This is a genomic window from Bacillus sp. FH, from assembly GCF_052216825.1.
In the GTDB taxonomy this organism is placed as follows: Bacteria; Bacillota; Bacilli; order Bacillales; family Bacillaceae_G; genus Bacillus_A; species Bacillus_A paranthracis.
Genome location: NZ_JBQOUU010000001.1, coordinates 1098109 through 1116193 on the forward strand (window position 1 = coordinate 1098109; position 18085 = coordinate 1116193).

The 18085-nt window shown below is 37.1% G+C and carries 19 protein-coding genes; 1 reads left to right on the plus strand and 18 read right to left on the minus strand.

The genetic code is table 11. The features are described from left to right. Positions 1-36: 36 nt before the first annotated feature. The 8 genes from acpP to ACTT1L_RS05790 form a co-directional block, all read right to left on the minus strand. A complete protein-coding gene (acpP, locus tag ACTT1L_RS05755) occupies positions 37-270 on the minus strand; it encodes an acyl carrier protein (protein WP_000786062.1) in 234 nt (77 codons plus the stop codon). A gap of 69 nt (positions 271-339) precedes the next feature. After that, the gene (gene fabG / locus ACTT1L_RS05760) at positions 340-1080 is read right to left on the minus strand and encodes a 3-oxoacyl-[acyl-carrier-protein] reductase (RefSeq protein ID WP_000911784.1); all 741 of its coding nucleotides are present in this window, start codon (positions 1078-1080) and stop codon (positions 340-342) included. Further along, complete coding sequence (gene fabD / locus ACTT1L_RS05765) at positions 1080-2024, minus strand: ACP S-malonyltransferase (protein ID WP_000516951.1); 945 nt, start codon at positions 2022-2024, stop codon at positions 1080-1082. The genes fabG and fabD overlap by 1 nt, the downstream gene beginning before the upstream one ends. Before the next feature lie 14 nt (positions 2025-2038). Next, positions 2039-3031 (minus strand): phosphate acyltransferase PlsX, encoded by a 993-nt coding sequence (gene plsX / locus ACTT1L_RS05770; RefSeq protein ID WP_000684108.1) that lies wholly within the window; start codon positions 3029-3031, stop codon positions 2039-2041. Continuing rightward, positions 3028-3621, minus strand: coding sequence for a transcription factor FapR (gene fapR / locus ACTT1L_RS05775; protein WP_000747352.1), 594 nt, complete (start codon positions 3619-3621; stop codon positions 3028-3030). The genes plsX and fapR overlap by 4 nt, the downstream gene beginning before the upstream one ends. A gap of 88 nt (positions 3622-3709) precedes the next feature. After that, a complete protein-coding gene (gene recG, locus ACTT1L_RS05780; protein ID WP_001006882.1) occupies positions 3710-5758 on the minus strand; it encodes an ATP-dependent DNA helicase RecG in 2049 nt (682 codons plus the stop codon). A 288-nt stretch (positions 5759-6046) separates the two neighbouring features. After that, complete coding sequence (locus ACTT1L_RS05785; protein WP_000027110.1) at positions 6047-7723, minus strand: DAK2 domain-containing protein; 1677 nt, start codon at positions 7721-7723, stop codon at positions 6047-6049. A 22-nt stretch (positions 7724-7745) separates the two neighbouring features. Beyond that, on the minus strand, positions 7746-8108 hold the full coding sequence (locus tag ACTT1L_RS05790; protein WP_000021109.1) for an Asp23/Gls24 family envelope stress response protein: 363 nt from the start codon (positions 8106-8108) through the stop codon (positions 7746-7748). A 378-nt stretch (positions 8109-8486) separates the two neighbouring features. On the opposite strand from ACTT1L_RS05790, the gene rpmB reads away from it, so the two are divergent. After that, positions 8487-8675 carry a 50S ribosomal protein L28 gene (gene rpmB / locus ACTT1L_RS05795; RefSeq protein WP_000124776.1) on the plus strand — a complete coding sequence of 63 codons (189 nt, stop codon included), beginning with the start codon at positions 8487-8489 and terminating at the stop codon, positions 8673-8675. A 73-nt stretch (positions 8676-8748) separates the two neighbouring features. On the opposite strand, the gene spoVM is transcribed toward rpmB, so the two are convergent. The 10 genes from spoVM to def form a co-directional block, all read right to left on the minus strand. Beyond that, positions 8749-8829, minus strand: coding sequence for a stage V sporulation protein SpoVM (spoVM, locus tag ACTT1L_RS05800; RefSeq protein ID WP_001213599.1), 81 nt, complete (start codon positions 8827-8829; stop codon positions 8749-8751). Between the two features lie 66 nt (positions 8830-8895). Then, a complete protein-coding gene (locus ACTT1L_RS05805; protein WP_001998094.1) occupies positions 8896-9576 on the minus strand; it encodes a thiamine diphosphokinase in 681 nt (226 codons plus the stop codon). Between the two features lie 99 nt (positions 9577-9675). Continuing rightward, the gene (gene rpe, locus ACTT1L_RS05810) at positions 9676-10320 is read right to left on the minus strand and encodes a ribulose-phosphate 3-epimerase (RefSeq protein WP_000589966.1); all 645 of its coding nucleotides are present in this window, start codon (positions 10318-10320) and stop codon (positions 9676-9678) included. Between the two features lie 2 nt (positions 10321-10322). Beyond that, positions 10323-11204 (minus strand): ribosome small subunit-dependent GTPase A, encoded by an 882-nt coding sequence (rsgA, locus tag ACTT1L_RS05815; RefSeq protein WP_001113936.1) that lies wholly within the window; start codon positions 11202-11204, stop codon positions 10323-10325. Positions 11205-11472: 268 nt separating this feature from the next. After that, positions 11473-13446 carry a serine/threonine protein kinase PrkC gene (gene prkC / locus ACTT1L_RS05820; protein WP_000904769.1) on the minus strand — a complete coding sequence of 658 codons (1974 nt, stop codon included), beginning with the start codon at positions 13444-13446 and terminating at the stop codon, positions 11473-11475. An 8-nt stretch (positions 13447-13454) separates the two neighbouring features. Next, positions 13455-14207 carry a Stp1/IreP family PP2C-type Ser/Thr phosphatase gene (locus ACTT1L_RS05825; RefSeq protein WP_000648697.1) on the minus strand — a complete coding sequence of 251 codons (753 nt, stop codon included), beginning with the start codon at positions 14205-14207 and terminating at the stop codon, positions 13455-13457. Positions 14208-14211: 4 nt separating this feature from the next. After that, positions 14212-15300, minus strand: a complete 1089-nt coding sequence (gene rlmN, locus ACTT1L_RS05830; RefSeq protein WP_000450543.1) for a 23S rRNA (adenine(2503)-C(2))-methyltransferase RlmN — start codon at positions 15298-15300, stop codon at positions 14212-14214. A 4-nt stretch (positions 15301-15304) separates the two neighbouring features. Continuing rightward, positions 15305-16639, minus strand: a complete 1335-nt coding sequence (gene rsmB / locus ACTT1L_RS05835) for a 16S rRNA (cytosine(967)-C(5))-methyltransferase RsmB (RefSeq protein ID WP_001249672.1) — start codon at positions 16637-16639, stop codon at positions 15305-15307. Continuing rightward, positions 16636-17580, minus strand: a complete 945-nt coding sequence (gene fmt / locus ACTT1L_RS05840; protein WP_000598790.1) for a methionyl-tRNA formyltransferase — start codon at positions 17578-17580, stop codon at positions 16636-16638. The genes rsmB and fmt overlap by 4 nt, the downstream gene beginning before the upstream one ends. Positions 17581-17603: 23 nt before the next feature. Beyond that, positions 17604-18074, minus strand: coding sequence for a peptide deformylase (gene def, locus ACTT1L_RS05845; protein ID WP_000279468.1), 471 nt, complete (start codon positions 18072-18074; stop codon positions 17604-17606). Positions 18075-18085: the final 11 nt, after the last annotated feature.

The window sequence follows — 18085 nt, forward strand, 5'->3', positions numbered from 1 at the left end:
AGAAGCCCCGCTAAAAAACGGGACTTCATTCAAGCATTATAGATGACTCTCTATGTAAGTCACAGCATCGCCAACAGTAGCAATCTTTTCAGCATCTTCATCAGAAATTTCCATTTCGAATTCGTCTTCTAATTGCATTACAAGTTCTACTACATCTAGGGAGTCTGCTCCTAAATCTTCCTTGAAGCTTGCAGCTGGTACTACTTCTGTTTCTTCTACTCCTAAACGATCAACGATAATTTTTGTTACACGCTCTAAAACATCTGCCATTCCATTCACCTCCCCTCAAATATTATATTAAATATTGTCCAAAAAAACTAGCTGAAATCGATTCTTTTATTACATTACCATACCGCCATCAACATTTAACGTTTGACCTGTAATATATTTGCTTTGATCAGAAGCAAAAAACGTTACAGCATTTGCGATATCTTGCGCTTCACCAAACTGAGCTGCAGGAATTAATTTTAACATTTCAGCTTTTATATTTTCATCTAATACGTCTGTCATATCTGTCGCAATAAATCCAGGAGCAATTGCATTTACAGTAATATTGCGGCTTGCTAACTCTTTTGCTGATGTTTTTGTTAATCCGATTACACCTGCTTTAGCAGCAACATAGTTTGCTTGTCCTGGGTTTCCCGTTACTCCGACAACAGAAGCGATATTTACAATACGTCCATGACGTTGACGCATCATATATCGAGATACTGCCTTTGTACATAAGAATACACCTTTTAGGTTTGTATTAATAACTGTATCCCATTCTTCTTCTTTCATACGCATTAATAAATTATCTTTTGTTACACCTGCATTATTTACAAGAATATCAACTTGTCCAAATACATCTACAGTTTGTTTCACCATATTTGTAACGTCTTCAGCATTTGCAACATCTGCTCTTACTGCAATTGCATCCGAACCTAATTTCTTTATTTCATCAACTACTTCATTTGCCTTTTGCTCGTTACCAGCATAATTTACTACAACATTTGCCCCTTGTTTTGCTAAATCAATCGCAATTGCGCGACCAATTCCACGTGAAGCACCCGTTACTAATGCTACTTTCCCTTTTAACATCAGTTTTCTCCTCTCAAATTCGAAATGGTATCTTGTAATGTCTCTTCATCGTATATCGCGTATGCTTTCACTGATGAATCAATTGACTTCATAAGTCCAGCAAGTACTTTCCCAGGTCCAATCTCAATAAATGTATCTACCCCTTGACTCACCATATATTCAATGGATGGATACCATAAGACAGGCGAATAGAGCTGCTCGATTAGCTTTTCTTGAATATGCGCACCACTTGTAATAACGTCTGCTGTTACATTTGCGATTACCGGAATATTCGTATCTTGAATTGTAATTTCATTTAAGACACTTTGGAATTTCTCCGCCGCTGGCTTCATAAGCGCAGAGTGGAACGGTCCACTTACTTTAAGCGGAATTGCTCTCTTTGCACCATGTTCTTTCGCTCTTTGAGAAGCAATCTCGACTCCTTGCTTTGTTCCAGAAATCACAATTTGCTTCGTACTATTCATATTAGCAATTTGTACTGCATACCCTTCACTTGTTACTTCTTCTGTAACTTGTTTCAGCATATGTGGATCAGCACCTAAAATAGCCGCCATTGCACCTTCTCCGCCAGGAACAGCTTCTTCCATATATTCCCCACGTTTCCTTACAGCATATACTGCATCCTCAAAAGTTAATGCACCTGCTGCTACAAGAGCGCTATACTCACCTAAACTATGCCCTGCGACAAAGTCTGGTGTAATATCATACTCTTTTAAAGCTGTCAAAATAGCAAAACTCGTTGTTAATAAAGCAGGTTGCGCATTTGTTGTTAACGTAAGCTTTTCCTGCGGCCCTTCAAAAATCACTTCTGAAAGTGAGTCTTGCAACACCTCATCTGCTTTTGCAAATACATTTGCAACCTCTTTATTATTCTCTGCTAACTGTTTACCCATTCCAACTGCCTGTGAACCTTGGCCCGGAAAAAGAAATGCTAGTTTTCCCATTTCAAATCCTCCTCTTATTGGAGTGGCTCTTTCTCCATTACGCTTGAAATAGTAGGAATAACTTCTTTCGCTACCATTTCTCTCGTTTGACGAATCGCACTAAATATTGATTGGTCATTGGAAGAACCGTGAGCCTTAATGACAGGAGCTTTCAATCCAAATAACGCGGCTCCTCCATACTCCGAATAATCCATTTTATCTTTTAATACCATAAGTTTTGGTTTTAATACCGCCGCTGCTAATTTGCTCGTAAACGAACTCATTAACTGCTCTTTTAACATAGAGAATAATGCAAGTGCTGTTCCTTCTAAAGATTTTAGCGCTACATTCCCTGTAAAACCGTCACATACAACAACATCTGCTACACCTTGTAACAAGTCTCTTGATTCAACGTTTCCAACAAAATTAATTGGCGCATCTTTAAGCATTGCAAAGACTTGTTTTGAAAGCTCGTTCCCTTTGCCATCCTCTGTTCCAACATTTAAAAGTCCAACGCGAGGATTTTTAATCCCTCTTACTTTCTCAGCGTATACAGATCCCATTACTGCATATTGATATAAATGAATTGGTTTTGCATCAACGTTTGCTCCAACATCTAACATAACAAAACCTTCTCCATCAACAGTTGGCATTGTAGGGGATAAAGCTGGTCGCTCAATTCCTTCCATTCGACCTACAACAAACAATCCGGCCGCCATTAAAGCACCTGTACTACCAGCTGATATACAAGCATCTGCTACACCGTCTTTCACTTGCTGCGCCGCAAGTACCATTGAAGCTTGTTTTTTTCGACGAACCGCTCTTACTGGTTCATCTGTCGATTCGATTTTTTCGTCTGTATGGAGTATAGTAATTCGCTCTTCACTCGTTAAGTATTGACGAATTTCCTCTTCTTTCCCTACTAACGTAATATGTAAATCAGAATATTCCTTAATAGCTTTCATTGCTCCTAGTACGACAGCCTTTGGAGCATGATCGCCGCCCATTGCATCTATTGCGATTTTCATAAGTTGTTACCTTCCTCACTATAATTACTAGATCGATACATTTCAAAAGTGCCTGTAAAAACAAGTTCTTCTCCAACGAAGCTACGCACTTTGACAACCGTCCGCCCTTTATCATTCTCTACATCTTCCACGCGCGCTTTTGCAACAACACGCTCTCCTAATTTTACAGGACGAATGTATCGAATGGTAGACTTTGCAGTTAAAGCTAATTCTTCATCAATAACCGCAACAGCTAGTGAGTTTGCTTGTGCAAACAAATGATGCCCACGGGCAATTTGATTTCTTTTAAATACGTGTTCTACCTTCACTTCAAAAATAGAAATCGCATGTCTATCTAATTCTATATCAATAATTTCTCCGACAACCTCTTCTAACGGTAAAGATTTCACATCTTCTTCATGTTGCTTTGTAGCTACATGTTTAATTCTTTCTCTTAATTCAGGAATAGATAATTCCATACGATCAAGACGTACAGTTTGTATACTCACTTGAAATTTCTCTGCTAAATCTTCATCCGTAATAAAAGGATTCGTTTCTATCGTTTGTTGTAATAATTCTTGTCTTTCTTTTTTACTTCTTCTTTTTTTCATACCGCACCATCCATTTTTATGACTAGGTACTAACAGTAGTATATAATCATTAAAAGTAGAATGCAACAAAAACTTTTGTTGCCTCCCTTTAATCGAGCTTCTCTCCCTGGAACACACCTGTCCCGTCAAGATACGTACGCAACGACGCATATTGATCATTATGCCAAAACGCTTCTGAATCTACTAGTAACGCCGCATCTTGTCTAGCTGTTTCTAGCGCCCGATAATCATGTACCATATCAGCAACCTTGAATTCTGGTAAACCACTTTGCTTACTCCCAAAGAAATCTCCAGGACCTCGTAATTCTAAATCTTTTTCTGACAATACAAATCCATCATTCGTTTCGGTCATAATACGCATTCGTTCTTTTCCCGTTTCCGATTTTGGATCCGCGATTAATAAACAATACGATTGTTCACTACCACGCCCAACACGGCCTCTTAGCTGATGAAGCTGTGATAAACCGAAACGCTCTGCATCATAAATAACCATTACAGTCGCATTCGGTACGTTCACACCCACCTCAACAACTGTTGTCGACACAAGAATTTGCACTTTATTTTCACTAAATTGCCCCATTATCTCTTCTTTTTCTTGAGATGATAATCTTCCATGCATTAATCCGACTTGACATTTCCCCTGATAATGATGAGTCAGCATACTATGTAAGTCGATTGCATTTTGTACATCAAGTTTCTCAGATTCTTCAATTAGAGGACAAATAACATATGCTTGTCTTCCTTTTTTTATCTCTTTCTCTACAAAACCGAGAACACGATCTAACATGTCATGTTTTGCCCAGTATGTTTCAATTACCTTTCTACCAGCCGGCATCTCATCGATTATAGAAACATCCATCTCTCCAAATGCAGTAATTGCTAACGTACGTGGAATTGGTGTTGCTGTCATAAATAATACATCTGGACTTTCACCTTTCTCACGTAAAACTCGTCGCTGCGCTACACCAAATCGATGTTGTTCATCAGTAATCACGAGACCTAACCTATGAAAAATAACTTCATCTTGAATTAAAGCATGCGTTCCAACAAGGATATCTATTTCTCCTTGTTCTAATTTTGCCAAAATCTCTCGGCGTTTCACACCTTTAACTGAACTTGTTAACAATTCAACCTTCATACCAAAGTGCGAGAACGTCTCTGCGAGCGATTGATAATGTTGTTCTGCTAAAATTTCTGTTGGAACCATTAAAGCACCTTGATAATGCGCTAATTTCGCTGCATAAAGACCAATTGCAGCGACCACCGTTTTACCAGAACCTACATCACCTTGCAACAGACGATTCATTCGATAAGGAGATGTCATATCTTTCATAATTTCATCTACAACTCGGCGTTGCGCACCAGTTAATGGAAACGGAAGTGCATCGATAAACTCTTGCAATTCTTCTGAAGGAATTTCTTTTTTCGTCCCTTTCGAATTTTCCCTCTCCATTTTTCGTAACGTTTGCATTTTTAACTGAAATAAGAAAAACTCCTCATATACAAAACGGCGACGCGCTTGCTTCAAATCTTCCTGACCTGTTGGAAAATGCAACGCCCGAAGCGCTTCATAACGCGGCAATAATTTATATCGACTTAGCAATCCATCAGGTAACACTTCAACTATAGAATCTCCATACTCTTTTAACGCTTGTGCAATAAAACGGCGCATCTGTTTTACTGTAAGTTTCCCTTTCACTGAGTACACAGGCTCTACTTCTTGTTGACGTACAACCGGTCCAAAATGAAGTTCTGATACCGCAATCGTTTGACGATGCTGATCCCATTTACCAGTAATCGTTACCGTTTCATCTAAATTTAACTTCTGCTTATAGTACGGCCTATTAAAACATACAGCTGTAATTAAATAACGACCTACGAGGACACGAACCGTAAGACGCGACTTCTTCTTCCCATAATATTGCAGTAAAGGAGCACTATGAACTTTTCCCTCTACTGTTACACGTTCATCATGCTTTACTTCAGCAAGATCTTTCATCGCATAGTCTTCATAACGGTACGGAAAATGTTCTAATAGATGAGAAACTGTATAAATTCCCATCTCGTGTAGTAATTCAGATGTTTCTCCTCCGATTCCCTTTACATCCGTAACAGGAACTTGTACAACTTCATTCAAGGTTCTCACGCTCCGTCACATTATTTTTTGATTCATTATCCATTAACATGATTGACATCTGTAATCGCTCTCTTTCACCCTATATATTCTATCATAGGCATTCTAAGAGAAACTACTCAAATCCCTCATAAACAACACGAAAGAAAAGAGCCTCACTATTAGCAGCAAGGCTCTTTTTTATCTTCAATATGCTAGCCTTTTGAATAAAAACTAGTAATAAACTTCATATTACTACTTATTATCCATTAGCAAGTAAGTAATCCATTTATTTTCAAAACGAATTTTTTCTTATTCTACAGAGAAGATGAAAGAATACACCGGTTGGTTTCCAGCATGTACTTCTACTTCTGCATCTTCAAAATTCTCTTCTACAAATTCAACTAATTCAGCTACCTCTTCATCAGTTGCATCTTCACCTTGTAGAATCGTTACGATTTCAGAATCTTCATCAATTAGTGCTTCTAGTAATTGCTTCGCAGCCCCTACTTTTTCAGCATTTGTTGATACGATTTTTCCATCTGCGATACACATGAAATCATCTTTTTGAATTGCCACACCATCAATTTCCGTATCACGTACAGCATACGTAATTTGACCTGTTTTCACATGAGATAAAGCTTCTTTCATGTTTTCTTCATTTTCCTCTAGCGTTCCAACTGGATTAAATGCTAACATTGCAGCCATACCTTGAGGAACTGTTTTTGAACGAACTACAATCACTTCTTGATCCACAACTGACGCTGCTTGTTCTGCTGCCATTACGATATTCCCGTTGTTCGGTAAAATAATGATTTTTTCAGCGTTTGCTTCTTCAATCGCCTTCACGATATCCTCAGTACTTGGATTCATCGTTTGGCCACCTTCGATAACTTTCGTCGCGCCAATGCTTTCAAATAAAGTTTTAATACCAGATCCCATAGCTACAGTTACGATACCGTACGGTTGTTTCTCTTTAGGCTGGCTAGTTGGCTCAGGCATCATGGCAGGCTCATCTAATAAAGCGGTATGCTGTTCACGCATATTCTCTACTTTAATCTTGATTAAACTACCGTAACGTTGTCCGTAGTTCATAGCGTCTCCAGGATGTTCTGCATGAATATGAACTTTTACAATTTCATCATCAGATACAACTAGTAGTGAATCACCATACACACTAATATCTTCACGGAATTTTTGTTCAGAGAAATTATGTTCTTTCACTTTATCAGCTTCTAATTTCACCATGAACTCCGTACAATATCCATACTTAATATCTTCTGTACTCAATTGGCTTTGTACACTACGGTGATGTTCTGCGCGCACCATTTCATTCATAGATGGTTGGGCAGGTGCATCAGAAGAAATCGTTTCTCCTTTTAAGTCAGCTAAAAACCCTTCGTAAACTACTACAAGACCTTTACCACCGCTATCTACAACGCCAACTTGTTTTAATACAGGTAATAAATCTGGCGTACGATTTAACGATGCATTTGCTTCTTTCACAACGTCTTCCATAAACAAAACAAAGTCGCGCTGTTTTTTCGCAACTGTTACTGCATATTTACCCGTTTCTCTTGCAACCGTTAAAATCGTTCCTTCAATCGGTTTCATAACCGCTTTGTAAGCCGCCTCTACTCCAGCTTCTAAAGCTGCAGCAAAATCAACTGTTGTTAATTCTTCTTTTTGTTCAATGGATTTCGAGAAACCACGGAACAACTGAGATAAAATAACTCCAGAGTTACCACGAGCTCCCATTAATAATCCTTTGGCTAAACTTACGCCGACTTTACCAGCATGTTGTGAAGGATTTGCTTTCACTTCACGTGCGCCTGAAGTCATAGATAAGTTCATGTTTGTACCGGTATCGCCATCTGGAACTGGAAATACGTTTAATGCATCAACAAGCTGAACATTATTCGTTAAATTATTCGCTCCTTGAATGATCATTTGTGATAAACGTTTTCCATCAATTTTTTGAATTGACACAGATTTTCCTCCTTAATGCACATTACAAGTTTATTACTTTAACTCCTTGTACGTAGATGTTTACAGAATCTACTGCTAGTCCTACAGTTTGATCTAATGTATATTTCACTTTCGTCTGCACGTTATGTGCTACTTCTGAAATTTTCGTACCATAGCTCACAATAATATACATATCAATATGTACTTCATCTTCATCTTTACGAACAATAACACCTCTAGTGAAATTTTCTTTTCGTAAAATGTCTGTTAATCCATCTTTTAACTGATTTTTTGATGCCATACCTACGATACCGTAGCAATCTACCGCGGCACCTCCAGCAATTGTTGCAATTACATCTGTACTAATATCAATTTGACCGTACTTCGTTTTAATTTCAATTGACATCTCGTTTTCCCCCTTCATAAATGGTGAAAGTGAGTTAGACTACTTTAGTTACTATCATATAATCTTTTTAAAGAAAATTCCATCGTTCTTTCTTTTTCACTCTCATATTTTATGTTGAAAACTACACTTTTTTATGATGAGCAAAATAGTCCATTGTTATTATACAACATGTATCACTATAATATGTCAAGCAATTTTTCTTGATTTCAACTTTTCTTCATTGACATATAGTGTCAAGTAATTTTTCTTGATTTCTTTTTTCTACAGTGTTGCATTCTCTTTTTAGTTGTGTTAAATTATAGTAGTGTTTTTAGCATCGCATAAAAGACTAACATTGAAAAATTACGTATGGTAAGGTATCAAGGGAGGGAAATATAAATGGCTCGTGTTTGTGCTATTACTGGAAGAAAAGCTCGTTCTGGTAACTCTCGTTCTCACGCAATGAACGCTACAAAACGTAAGTGGGGCGCTAACCTTCAAAAAGTTCGCGTACGCATCGACGGAAAAGTTCAACGTGTTTACGTTTCTGCTAGAGCATTAAAATCTGGCAAAATCGAACGTGTTTAATAATAAAAAAAAGAGCCGCTAGGCTCTTTTTTTACTATACCAATGGAAAAAGCACCGGTAATAGGTGCTTTTTTTAATCTTTTTTGAAGGTATTTAACATGGCACGAACAATTCCACCAAGAAATTTAGGTAACTTAATTGTATAAAATCTCATGGTTTCCCTCCTAATCCCCATTACTCCACTTGGTCACTATATGATGTAAGGAGCAAAATTGTTTCTTTAATCAGTGCTTCTTATCACCATTAATATGCCAGAAGTAAATGAAAAAGTACCTTTTTCCTCAACGAGTTCATTACTAATACAAAGTGTGGATCCCCACTCTATTTTTTTATTCGTTAGAGGATATTTAAAACCAAGTAATGTAATCCCTTCCACTATTTCAGTAACAGGCACAAAAGATACATAAGGGAAATTTTTATTTTCTTCAATTATATGTGTACCTACTCTTTTTACACTTATTTCATTTTGATTGTCTACAATACACATCTCTATTCCTACTTCTAATCCTTTTAAAAGCATTTGTATATTCGCTAAACCGTGATCAAGTCTTCCGCCAGTAGCACCAAAAATACGAATGAGTGCCGGCTTTTGTTCTAACGCCCAGTTAATCGCAATTTCTAAATCAGTTTGATCTTTTTCACGAGGAACAATATGTAAATCATTTGTTTGTTGCCCCATCCATGCTAATTCTTCTTCCGTAACCGAGTCATAATCTCCAAACGCAACAGCAGGAGTAATACCTCTTTTTAATAAACGATATACTCCTCTATCAACTGCCGCCCACACTACTTTCTCATTTTCATATGAAGAAAAATCTGCACAATATTCCGCGGGTCCTCCCGCTAAAATATGAATAATCATGTTTCCTTCCCCTTCTATTGTAAAAAGGCAATCTGCCATTCGGTAGATTGCCTTTTTATATATTTTTTCTCTACCCTTTATAAATAGTGAAAACTTACTACACTAGAAGATTCACTGGGATAAAGACTCGTTCATTCATTATCCACGAATGACACGAATTGCTTCACCGCGGTCTTTTTGATTGTATACTGCTGACCCAGCTACAAGTACATTTGCTCCTGCTTCTACACAAAGTCTTGCTGTTTCAGCGTTTACACCACCATCAACTTCAATTTCTACTTCTAGATTGCGCTCTTTAACCATTTCTGCAACTTGTTTAATTTTCGGTAATACAGAATGGATAAATTTCTGCCCACCAAATCCAGGGTTTACTGTCATAAGTAATACCATATCAATATCTTCTAATACATGCTCAATCACTGAAACTGGCGTATGCGGATTTAATACAACTCCTGCTTTAATGCCATGAGATTTAATTAACTGAATTGTACGATGCAAATGAGGGCACGCCTCTACATGAACAGTAATAATATCCGCTCCCGCTTTTGCGAAAGTCGGGATATAGTTATCAGGATTTTCAATCATTAAATGTACATCTAACGGTAACGATGTGATCGGACGAATTGCTTCTACAATTAATGGTCCAATCGTAATATTTGGTACGAAATGTCCATCCATTACATCGACGTGAATGTAATCCGCCCCGCCTTTTTCTACATCTTTAATCTCTTCCCCTAATTTTGAAAAATCTGCTGATAAGATCGATGGTGCAATTTTAATCATAACTAATACCTCGGCTTTCTCTCTCTAATTTCTTCTACAAATTGTTTGTAATTCTTATAACGATATTCTGTAATCTTCCCCTCTTCAACCGCAGCCTTCACAGCGCATTTCGGTTCAGAAAGATGTGTACACCCTCTAAATTTACAGTATTGGCTCGCTTCTTTCAACTCTGGAAAACAATATGTAAGATCTTCTACCTCTATATCTATGAAATCGAGTGAACTAAAACCAGGTGTATCTGCAACTAGTCCGCTTCCAATCGCAATTAATTCTACGTGTCTTGTCGTATGTTTCCCGCGTCCTAAATGTGAGGAAATATCATTCGTTTTCAGTTCTAATTCTGGACGTAAGACGTTAAGCATAGAAGATTTTCCAACACCAGATTGCCCCGCAACGACGGAAACACAACCTTCTAAGAATGGTTTTAAAATGTCAATACTTTCCGATGTATTTATAGAAGTAAATAATACATCATATCCCATCTCACGATAGTCATTTGCATAAGATTCAACAGTCTCTCTCATTTTTTCATCTACTAAATCCATCTTACTAATGCAAATAATCGGCTTAATGTTATGATATTCAATCAGCACTAAAAATCGATCTAACAGTCCCGGATTAAAATCTGGTTCTACTGCAGAAAATACGAGTATCGCTTGATCAACATTAGCAATAGGAGGCCTAACAAGTTCATTTTTTCGATCAAATACTTCAAGCACGTATCCTTCACTTGGATTATCAGCCTGAAAAACAACTTGGTCTCCTACCAATGGTGTAATTTTATTTTTTCTAAACACACCACGCCCGCGACATTGTGTAATCCCTTCTTCATGCTGCACATAATAAAATCCACTTAGAGCTTTTACAATTTTTCCTTCTGGCATATAATTCTCCTTTATTCTGTATAAAGTGAAGCTGTAATTCCTATTGAATGGATTATCATTCTTTAAATAAAGATTTCAAAACCCGTCATATATACAAGTTAATACGTTTAATCTACCATTAAATTTAAAATATTATTTATAACAGTATCACTTTTATAGCTTTTTGAACCATATATTTTTGCCTGTTATACGGTCCACTATATGTAGACAGCATAACAGGCAGGAGTAATACATTCCATTCCCTCTAGAAAGAAAATGGAATTCATTATTATTGAGTTGGATATGGTACTTCTTTGTCAATAATCGTTACACCATCTCGTACAATTTTATAGTGTCCTTTTGTACCTTCTTGAATTACAAATTCTAATGAAATAGTTGCCGACTCTGAAATTGTTCTAGTTTCAATTGGTCTATCCATTTTTTGTTGCATATCTTCTTTATAAATTTCTATCGTTTGCGGTTTTTTCTCACCTATTATAGAAGATTCATACGGAATAGAAATATTATCCACTTTCACTGTTTTCGTTACTTTCGGCTTAGGACCATCTGAAATAACAATCGTCACTTTATCTCCTTCTTTTAACGGCGTTCCTGGTTTTGGAGATTGCGAAATTACAAGTCCTTTATCAACAGTATCGGAATACTCTCGTTTTATATCTGGAGTTAGTTTCCTCTCATTCAAATAACCATTGACACTATTTTCAGTCCATCCTGAAAAGTCACCTGGTCTAATTTGATAAGGACCTTTACTTACCCAAATTTTCAGGTCTTGTTCCGCCTCTACTACCATTTGATCTGGCGTCGGAATTTGCTCAACGATTTCACCTTTTGGTCTATCATTTTCAATATAATTTATTGTAACTTGTTTATATTTTTCTTCTAATTCAGACCTTATGCTCTCAAAATCTTTCCCTGTAAGATCACTCATCTTACTTTTCTTTTTTCCACCTGATTGATAGATAGTAATTTTAGAGTTTTCTTTCACGACTCTTCCTGCCACAGGGTCTGTTTTTATGACATCACCAGTTTCAACATCATCTGTATATACAATATTAGGTTCCGTAACCTCAAAACCTTTTTCAACTAATGTATTTACTGCTGTCGTATATTTCATACCAGACACATCAGGGACTTTTACATCTTTTGGAATAAAGAATCCTGGAATAACAGTAAGCGCTAACGTTATTCCGATTGCTAAAAGTAAAAATATTGTAATTAAAATTTTGAGCCATTTATTACTTCGTTTTTTCTTCTTATTTAAATCCGTTTCTTCTTTTCTTGTCTGTTCATCCACTTTACTTCCTTTTAAAACAATTGTTTCATCAGTAACGTTTTCAAATAATTGTTCTTGTTGAATAATCGGAATCGCTTTTGTCGCTTCCATATCTTCCGGTATGTAAAATGGCTGCTCATTTATCCTCTCTGGATATAGCGCCGTTTCAATATCTCGTTTCATCGCATTGGCAGATTGATATCGATGAAACGGATCTTTCGCAGTTGCCTTTAATATAATATTTTCGACACTTTGCGGAATATTTTCATTCCATCTTTTTGGAGACGGAATTTCACTTTGTAAATGTTTTAAAGCTATAGCAACAGCAGATTCACCAGAAAACGGTTGTCTTCCTGTTAACAACTCAAACATAACAATCCCTAGGGAATAAATATCTGATTGTTTATTTGCTATCCCGCCACGTGCTTGTTCTGGTGATAAGTAATGCACCGAACCGAGTACTGAATTTGTATGTGTAATTGTTGTTGCACTTGTAGCTGTCGCAATTCCAAAATCTGTTACTTTTATTACTCCATCAGCTCGAATTAAAATATTGTGCGGTTTAATATCACGATGCACAATTTCAAAATGATGGGCGTGTGCCATGGCGGATGTTAACTGCTCCATAATATCAAGAGCTTCTCCTATCGATAACATCCCTCGCTCAATTATGTATTGCTTCAATGTTTGTCCTGGTACATACTCCATTACAAGATAATATATACCATCTTCTTCTCCGACATCATACATATTCACAATATTTGGATGCGACAACGTTGTAACAGACTGCGCTTCTCGATGGAAACGTTTAATAAACTCTTCGTTATTTGAATAGTCGAGTCGTAATATTTTTACCGCTACATCCCGGCCCAGTATATCATCATGAGCTAAATATACATTGGCCATTCCACCGCCACCAATCATTTTCAGCAGCTTATAACGGTCATTTAAGCGTTTTCCAATCAGCACGTTGCACTTCACCTACTTTCGTTTGTCGAACCCGCATAATCAATCAGAACAAGGGTAATATTATCTTCCCCACCACGATCATTCGCCAATTGAATGAGACGTTGCCCCTTAGTTTCTAGCTGTTCATTTAACTGTAAAATTTGTTGCATATCAGCAATAGAAACTTTGTTAGATAATCCATCAGAGCAAAGAAGTAACTGATCATCTTCCTCTAGCACCAACGTTTTAACATCTAATCCGACTTTCTCTTCTGTTCCTAATGCCCTTAATAAAACATTCTTTTTCGGGTGATATTCTGCGTCTTCTTTTGAAATTTCACCATGTCTCACAAGTTCATTTACAAGTGAGTGATCTTCCGTTACAAGCGAGATTTCTCCCTCTGATACCATATAACAACGACTATCCCCTATATGACCTATTGTCACAAAGCTCGGCGTACAAATTGCTATTATAAGTGTTGTTCCCATGCCATTACATTCTACATGTTGCTTAGAGTACTCATATATACGCTCATTAATAATCCCAACACTAGTATGTAACCACTCTTCTACTTTTTTTGGCTCATTCATATTATGCGTTTGCTTCCAATAATCATGGAATAATTGAATGGTCATCGAGCTAGCTACATCACCAGCTCGATGACCTCCCATTCCATCTGCTACTACCGCTAAAATATTTCCATCTAAATTATGAAAAACTCCTGCACTATCTTCATTATGTTGACGAACTTTTCCTTTATCTGATAGAAACACGGCTTTCATCTCGTCACCTCGTCTCTTCTTTGCGCTCCTTCGCACGCAACTGACCGCAGGCTGCATCAATATCATGACCTTGTTCACGGCGAATCGTTACATTTACTCCACGATCTTTTAACGTTTTTTCAAACAAGAAAATTTGTTCACGTGGCGTACGTACATAATCACGTTCAGGTACGTAGTTTACCGGAATTAAGTTCACATGACATTTTACACCTTTTAAGAGCGCAGCAAGTTCTTCAGCGTGCTCAACTTGGTCATTTTCTCCTCCAAATAGTCCATATTCAAAAGTAATACGACGCCCTGTTCTATTTACATAGTATTTAATAGCTTCCATCAAATCTGGTAGCTTATAAGCACGGTTAATCGGCATTAATTTTGAACGTAATTCTGAGTTTGGAGCATGCAGTGAAATCGCAAAATTAATTTGTAAGTCTTCTTCAGCGAACTTATAAATTTTCGGGATAATTCCACTTGTCGAAACTGTCATATGTCTCGCACCAATATGAAGTCCTTTTTCATGGTTAATGATGCGTAAGAATCCCATTAAATTATCGTAGTTATCAAATGGTTCTCCAATTCCCATAACGACAAGAGAACTTACACGTTCTTCTGATTCATCAAGTGCACGTTGCACTTCTACTACTTGCGCTACAATTTCTCCAGCTTCTAAGTTTCGCTTTAAACCGCCAAGCGTTGAAGCACAGAACGTACATCCAATACGACAACCTACTTGCGTTGTTACACAAATGGAATTTCCATATTCATGTCGCATTAATACCGTTTCAATAGAATATCCATCGTATAATTGGAATAAGAATTTAATTGTTCCATCCGAAGACGTTTGTTTTACTAACGTATTTAAAGTAGTAATATCAAAGGAATTCGACAATTTTTCACGCAATCCTTTAGAAAGGTTTGACATATCCTCATAATTTTTTACACGTTTTTTATATAACCAATCAAAAATTTGTCCAGCACGGAACTTTGGTTCTCCTTGCTCCTTTAACCAATCTTGCATTTCATGAAGTTGTAAAGAGTAAATTGATGGTTTTTTCGTTTCTAAATTTTTCTTTTGTTTTCTCACAGTCGTTTCCACGATGCTACACCTTCTTCCTTAAACAAGCAATATAAAAGCCATCTGTTGCAAAATAATGCGGTAAAATTTGTACTTGACCTTCATCAATATACGGACTTAACTTTTCTGGCATACGCTCTTTTATCGTAGTATCCCACTCAAACTCAGGATGCTCTTGTAAAAATCGTTCTATTACTTGTTCATTTTCTATTTTTTCAATTGTGCACGTACTATAAACAAGGCGACCACCTTGTTTTAATAACGGTGCGATTTTTTCTAGTATTGCAAGTTGGATCGTCGATAATCTTTCACTATCGCCTTTATCTTTACCTAACTTAATATCAGGCTTACGTCTAATTACACCAAATCCAGAACATGGGGCATCTACTAATATTTTATCAAACGTTTCATTTGCAAAATGTTCTTGCACTTTTCTAGCATCTAATGCCTTTGTTTCGACATTTCCTAGACCAAGTCGCTCTGCTTGTTGTTTAATTAAACGTACTTTGTGTGCATGTAAATCAAGGGACATGACTTGACCAGTTCCTTTTAATCGCTCTGCGATATGTGTTGTTTTTCCACCTGGAGCAGCACAACTATCAAGAACTACATCTCCCTCATCTGGTTCTAAGGCACGTGCTACCAGCATAGAACTTTCATCTTGAATAGAAAGAAAACCTTTTTTAAACGCATCTGTGTGCGCTACATTCCCTTTTTCAATTTGAATTGCATCATCTGATAAATCGCCACGCTTCGCTTCTATACCTTCACTAGCTAATAATGCAATTGCTTCTTCTACTGTTATTTTATCAACATTTACACGCGCTGTTGGTACAGGCGGTAACATGTTCACTTCACACATTTTCTCAGCAGTTTCTAAACCATATTCTGAAGTCCACTCTTGGACAAGCCAAATTGGATGACTTGTTGCAATTGCCAAACGTTCTACTGGATCTTTGATTTCATCTACAGAAGGTACACCTTCTCTTTGAATCGAACGTAATACACCGTTCACCATACCAGCAATTCCTTTATGCCCGCGACGCTTTGCAATCTCAACGGCTTCATGAATAGCCGCTCTTTCAGGCACTCGGTCTAAATAAATCATTTGATATAAAGATAAGCGAAGTAATACTCTTACCCACGCTTCAACTTTCTTTTTTAAAAAAGGCTGTAAATAATAATCTAATGTATCACGACGTTGGATTGTTCCATATACAATCTCAGTTAGTAAACCAATATCTTTTCTATCAATTGTACTTTTTTCAATTAGATTATTTAAAAGTAAGTTACTGTATGCACCACTTTTTTCTACTTGAATTAAACCATCAAGAGCTAATTCACGAACATTTTGTCTCATGCATTTTCTCCTAACTTTGTTCCAATTTCAGGTTTTGTTCCACGTAAAAATTGTGAACAGCTCATACGCTTTTTACCAGAAGGTTGCAATTCTGTAATTTTAACACCCGTTTCATTACCAGTTGCTACAACGAAACCATCTTCTTCGATCGCAACAATCGTACCTGCTTCAGCTGATTTCGTTACGGGGACTTTTTCTCCCCACCATACTTTAACAACTTGTCCTGCTAAAGTTGTATAAGCAACTGGCCATGGATTCAATCCGCGAATGTGATTGTATACTTCTTCACCTGTTTTTGTCCAATCAATTTTCTCTTGCTCACGTTTTATATTATATGCAAACGTTACTTCTTCCTCGTTTTGTTTAATTGGTTCTAACTTACCTTGAATTAGTAAAGGTACTGTTTTAGATAGAAGATGTGCCCCTGCTTCACTTAACTTATCAAATAACGAACCTGTCGTTTCACGCTCTTCAATTTCCACTTCTACTTGCGTTAAAATATCACCAGCATCCAATTTTTCTACCATATACATAATTGTAATACCTGTTTTTTCTTTCCCTTCCATAATTGCATAATGGATTGGTGCACCGCCACGAAGTTCAGGAAGTAAAGAAGCGTGGACGTTAATACATCCATACTTCGGTGCTTCTAAAATTTCATTTGGTACAATTTGACCGAACGCAGCTGTTACAATTAAATCTGGCTCTAATGCCAATACTTTTTCATATTCGTCTTTTTCACGAATTCTTAACGGCTGTAACACCGGAATACCATGCTTTTCTGCTTCCACTTTAACAGGTGTAGGTGTTAATACTTTTTTTCTGCCTACCGGACGATCTGGTTGCGTAACAACACCTATTACATCATAGCCATCTTCAATAAGACGACGAAGCACCGGCACTGAAAAGTCCGGTGTTCCCATAAATACTACTTTTATCATTTAAAAACCGCTCCTTTTAATACCTATTCTAATTCATTTTCCTCATAATATCTTGTCACTTTCGATGTAAATAACACACCGTGTAAATGATCGATTTCATGTTGAATTGCACGCGCTAAAAACCCTTCTGCTTCTAGTAAAAATACTTTGCCTCGACGATTTTGCGCACGCACTTTAATATAATCCGCACGTTCCACTTCACCATAAAGTCCCGGGAAGCTTAAACAGCCTTCGGGACCTACTTGTTCACCACGTTTTTCTAATATCGATGGATTGATTAACTCAATTTTCCCAGTATCATCACCGATATCAACTACCGCCACTTGCAAGCTTACCCCTACTTGAGGCGCAGCTAAACCGACTCCGTCCGCAATTAACATTGTTTCATGCATATCTTTCAACAATTTCACTAACTTTTTATCAAAGTTAATTACTCTTTCACACGGTGTTTCTAACACTTCATTTGGATGCTTTACTATTTCTAAAACTGCCATATTTCCCTCCG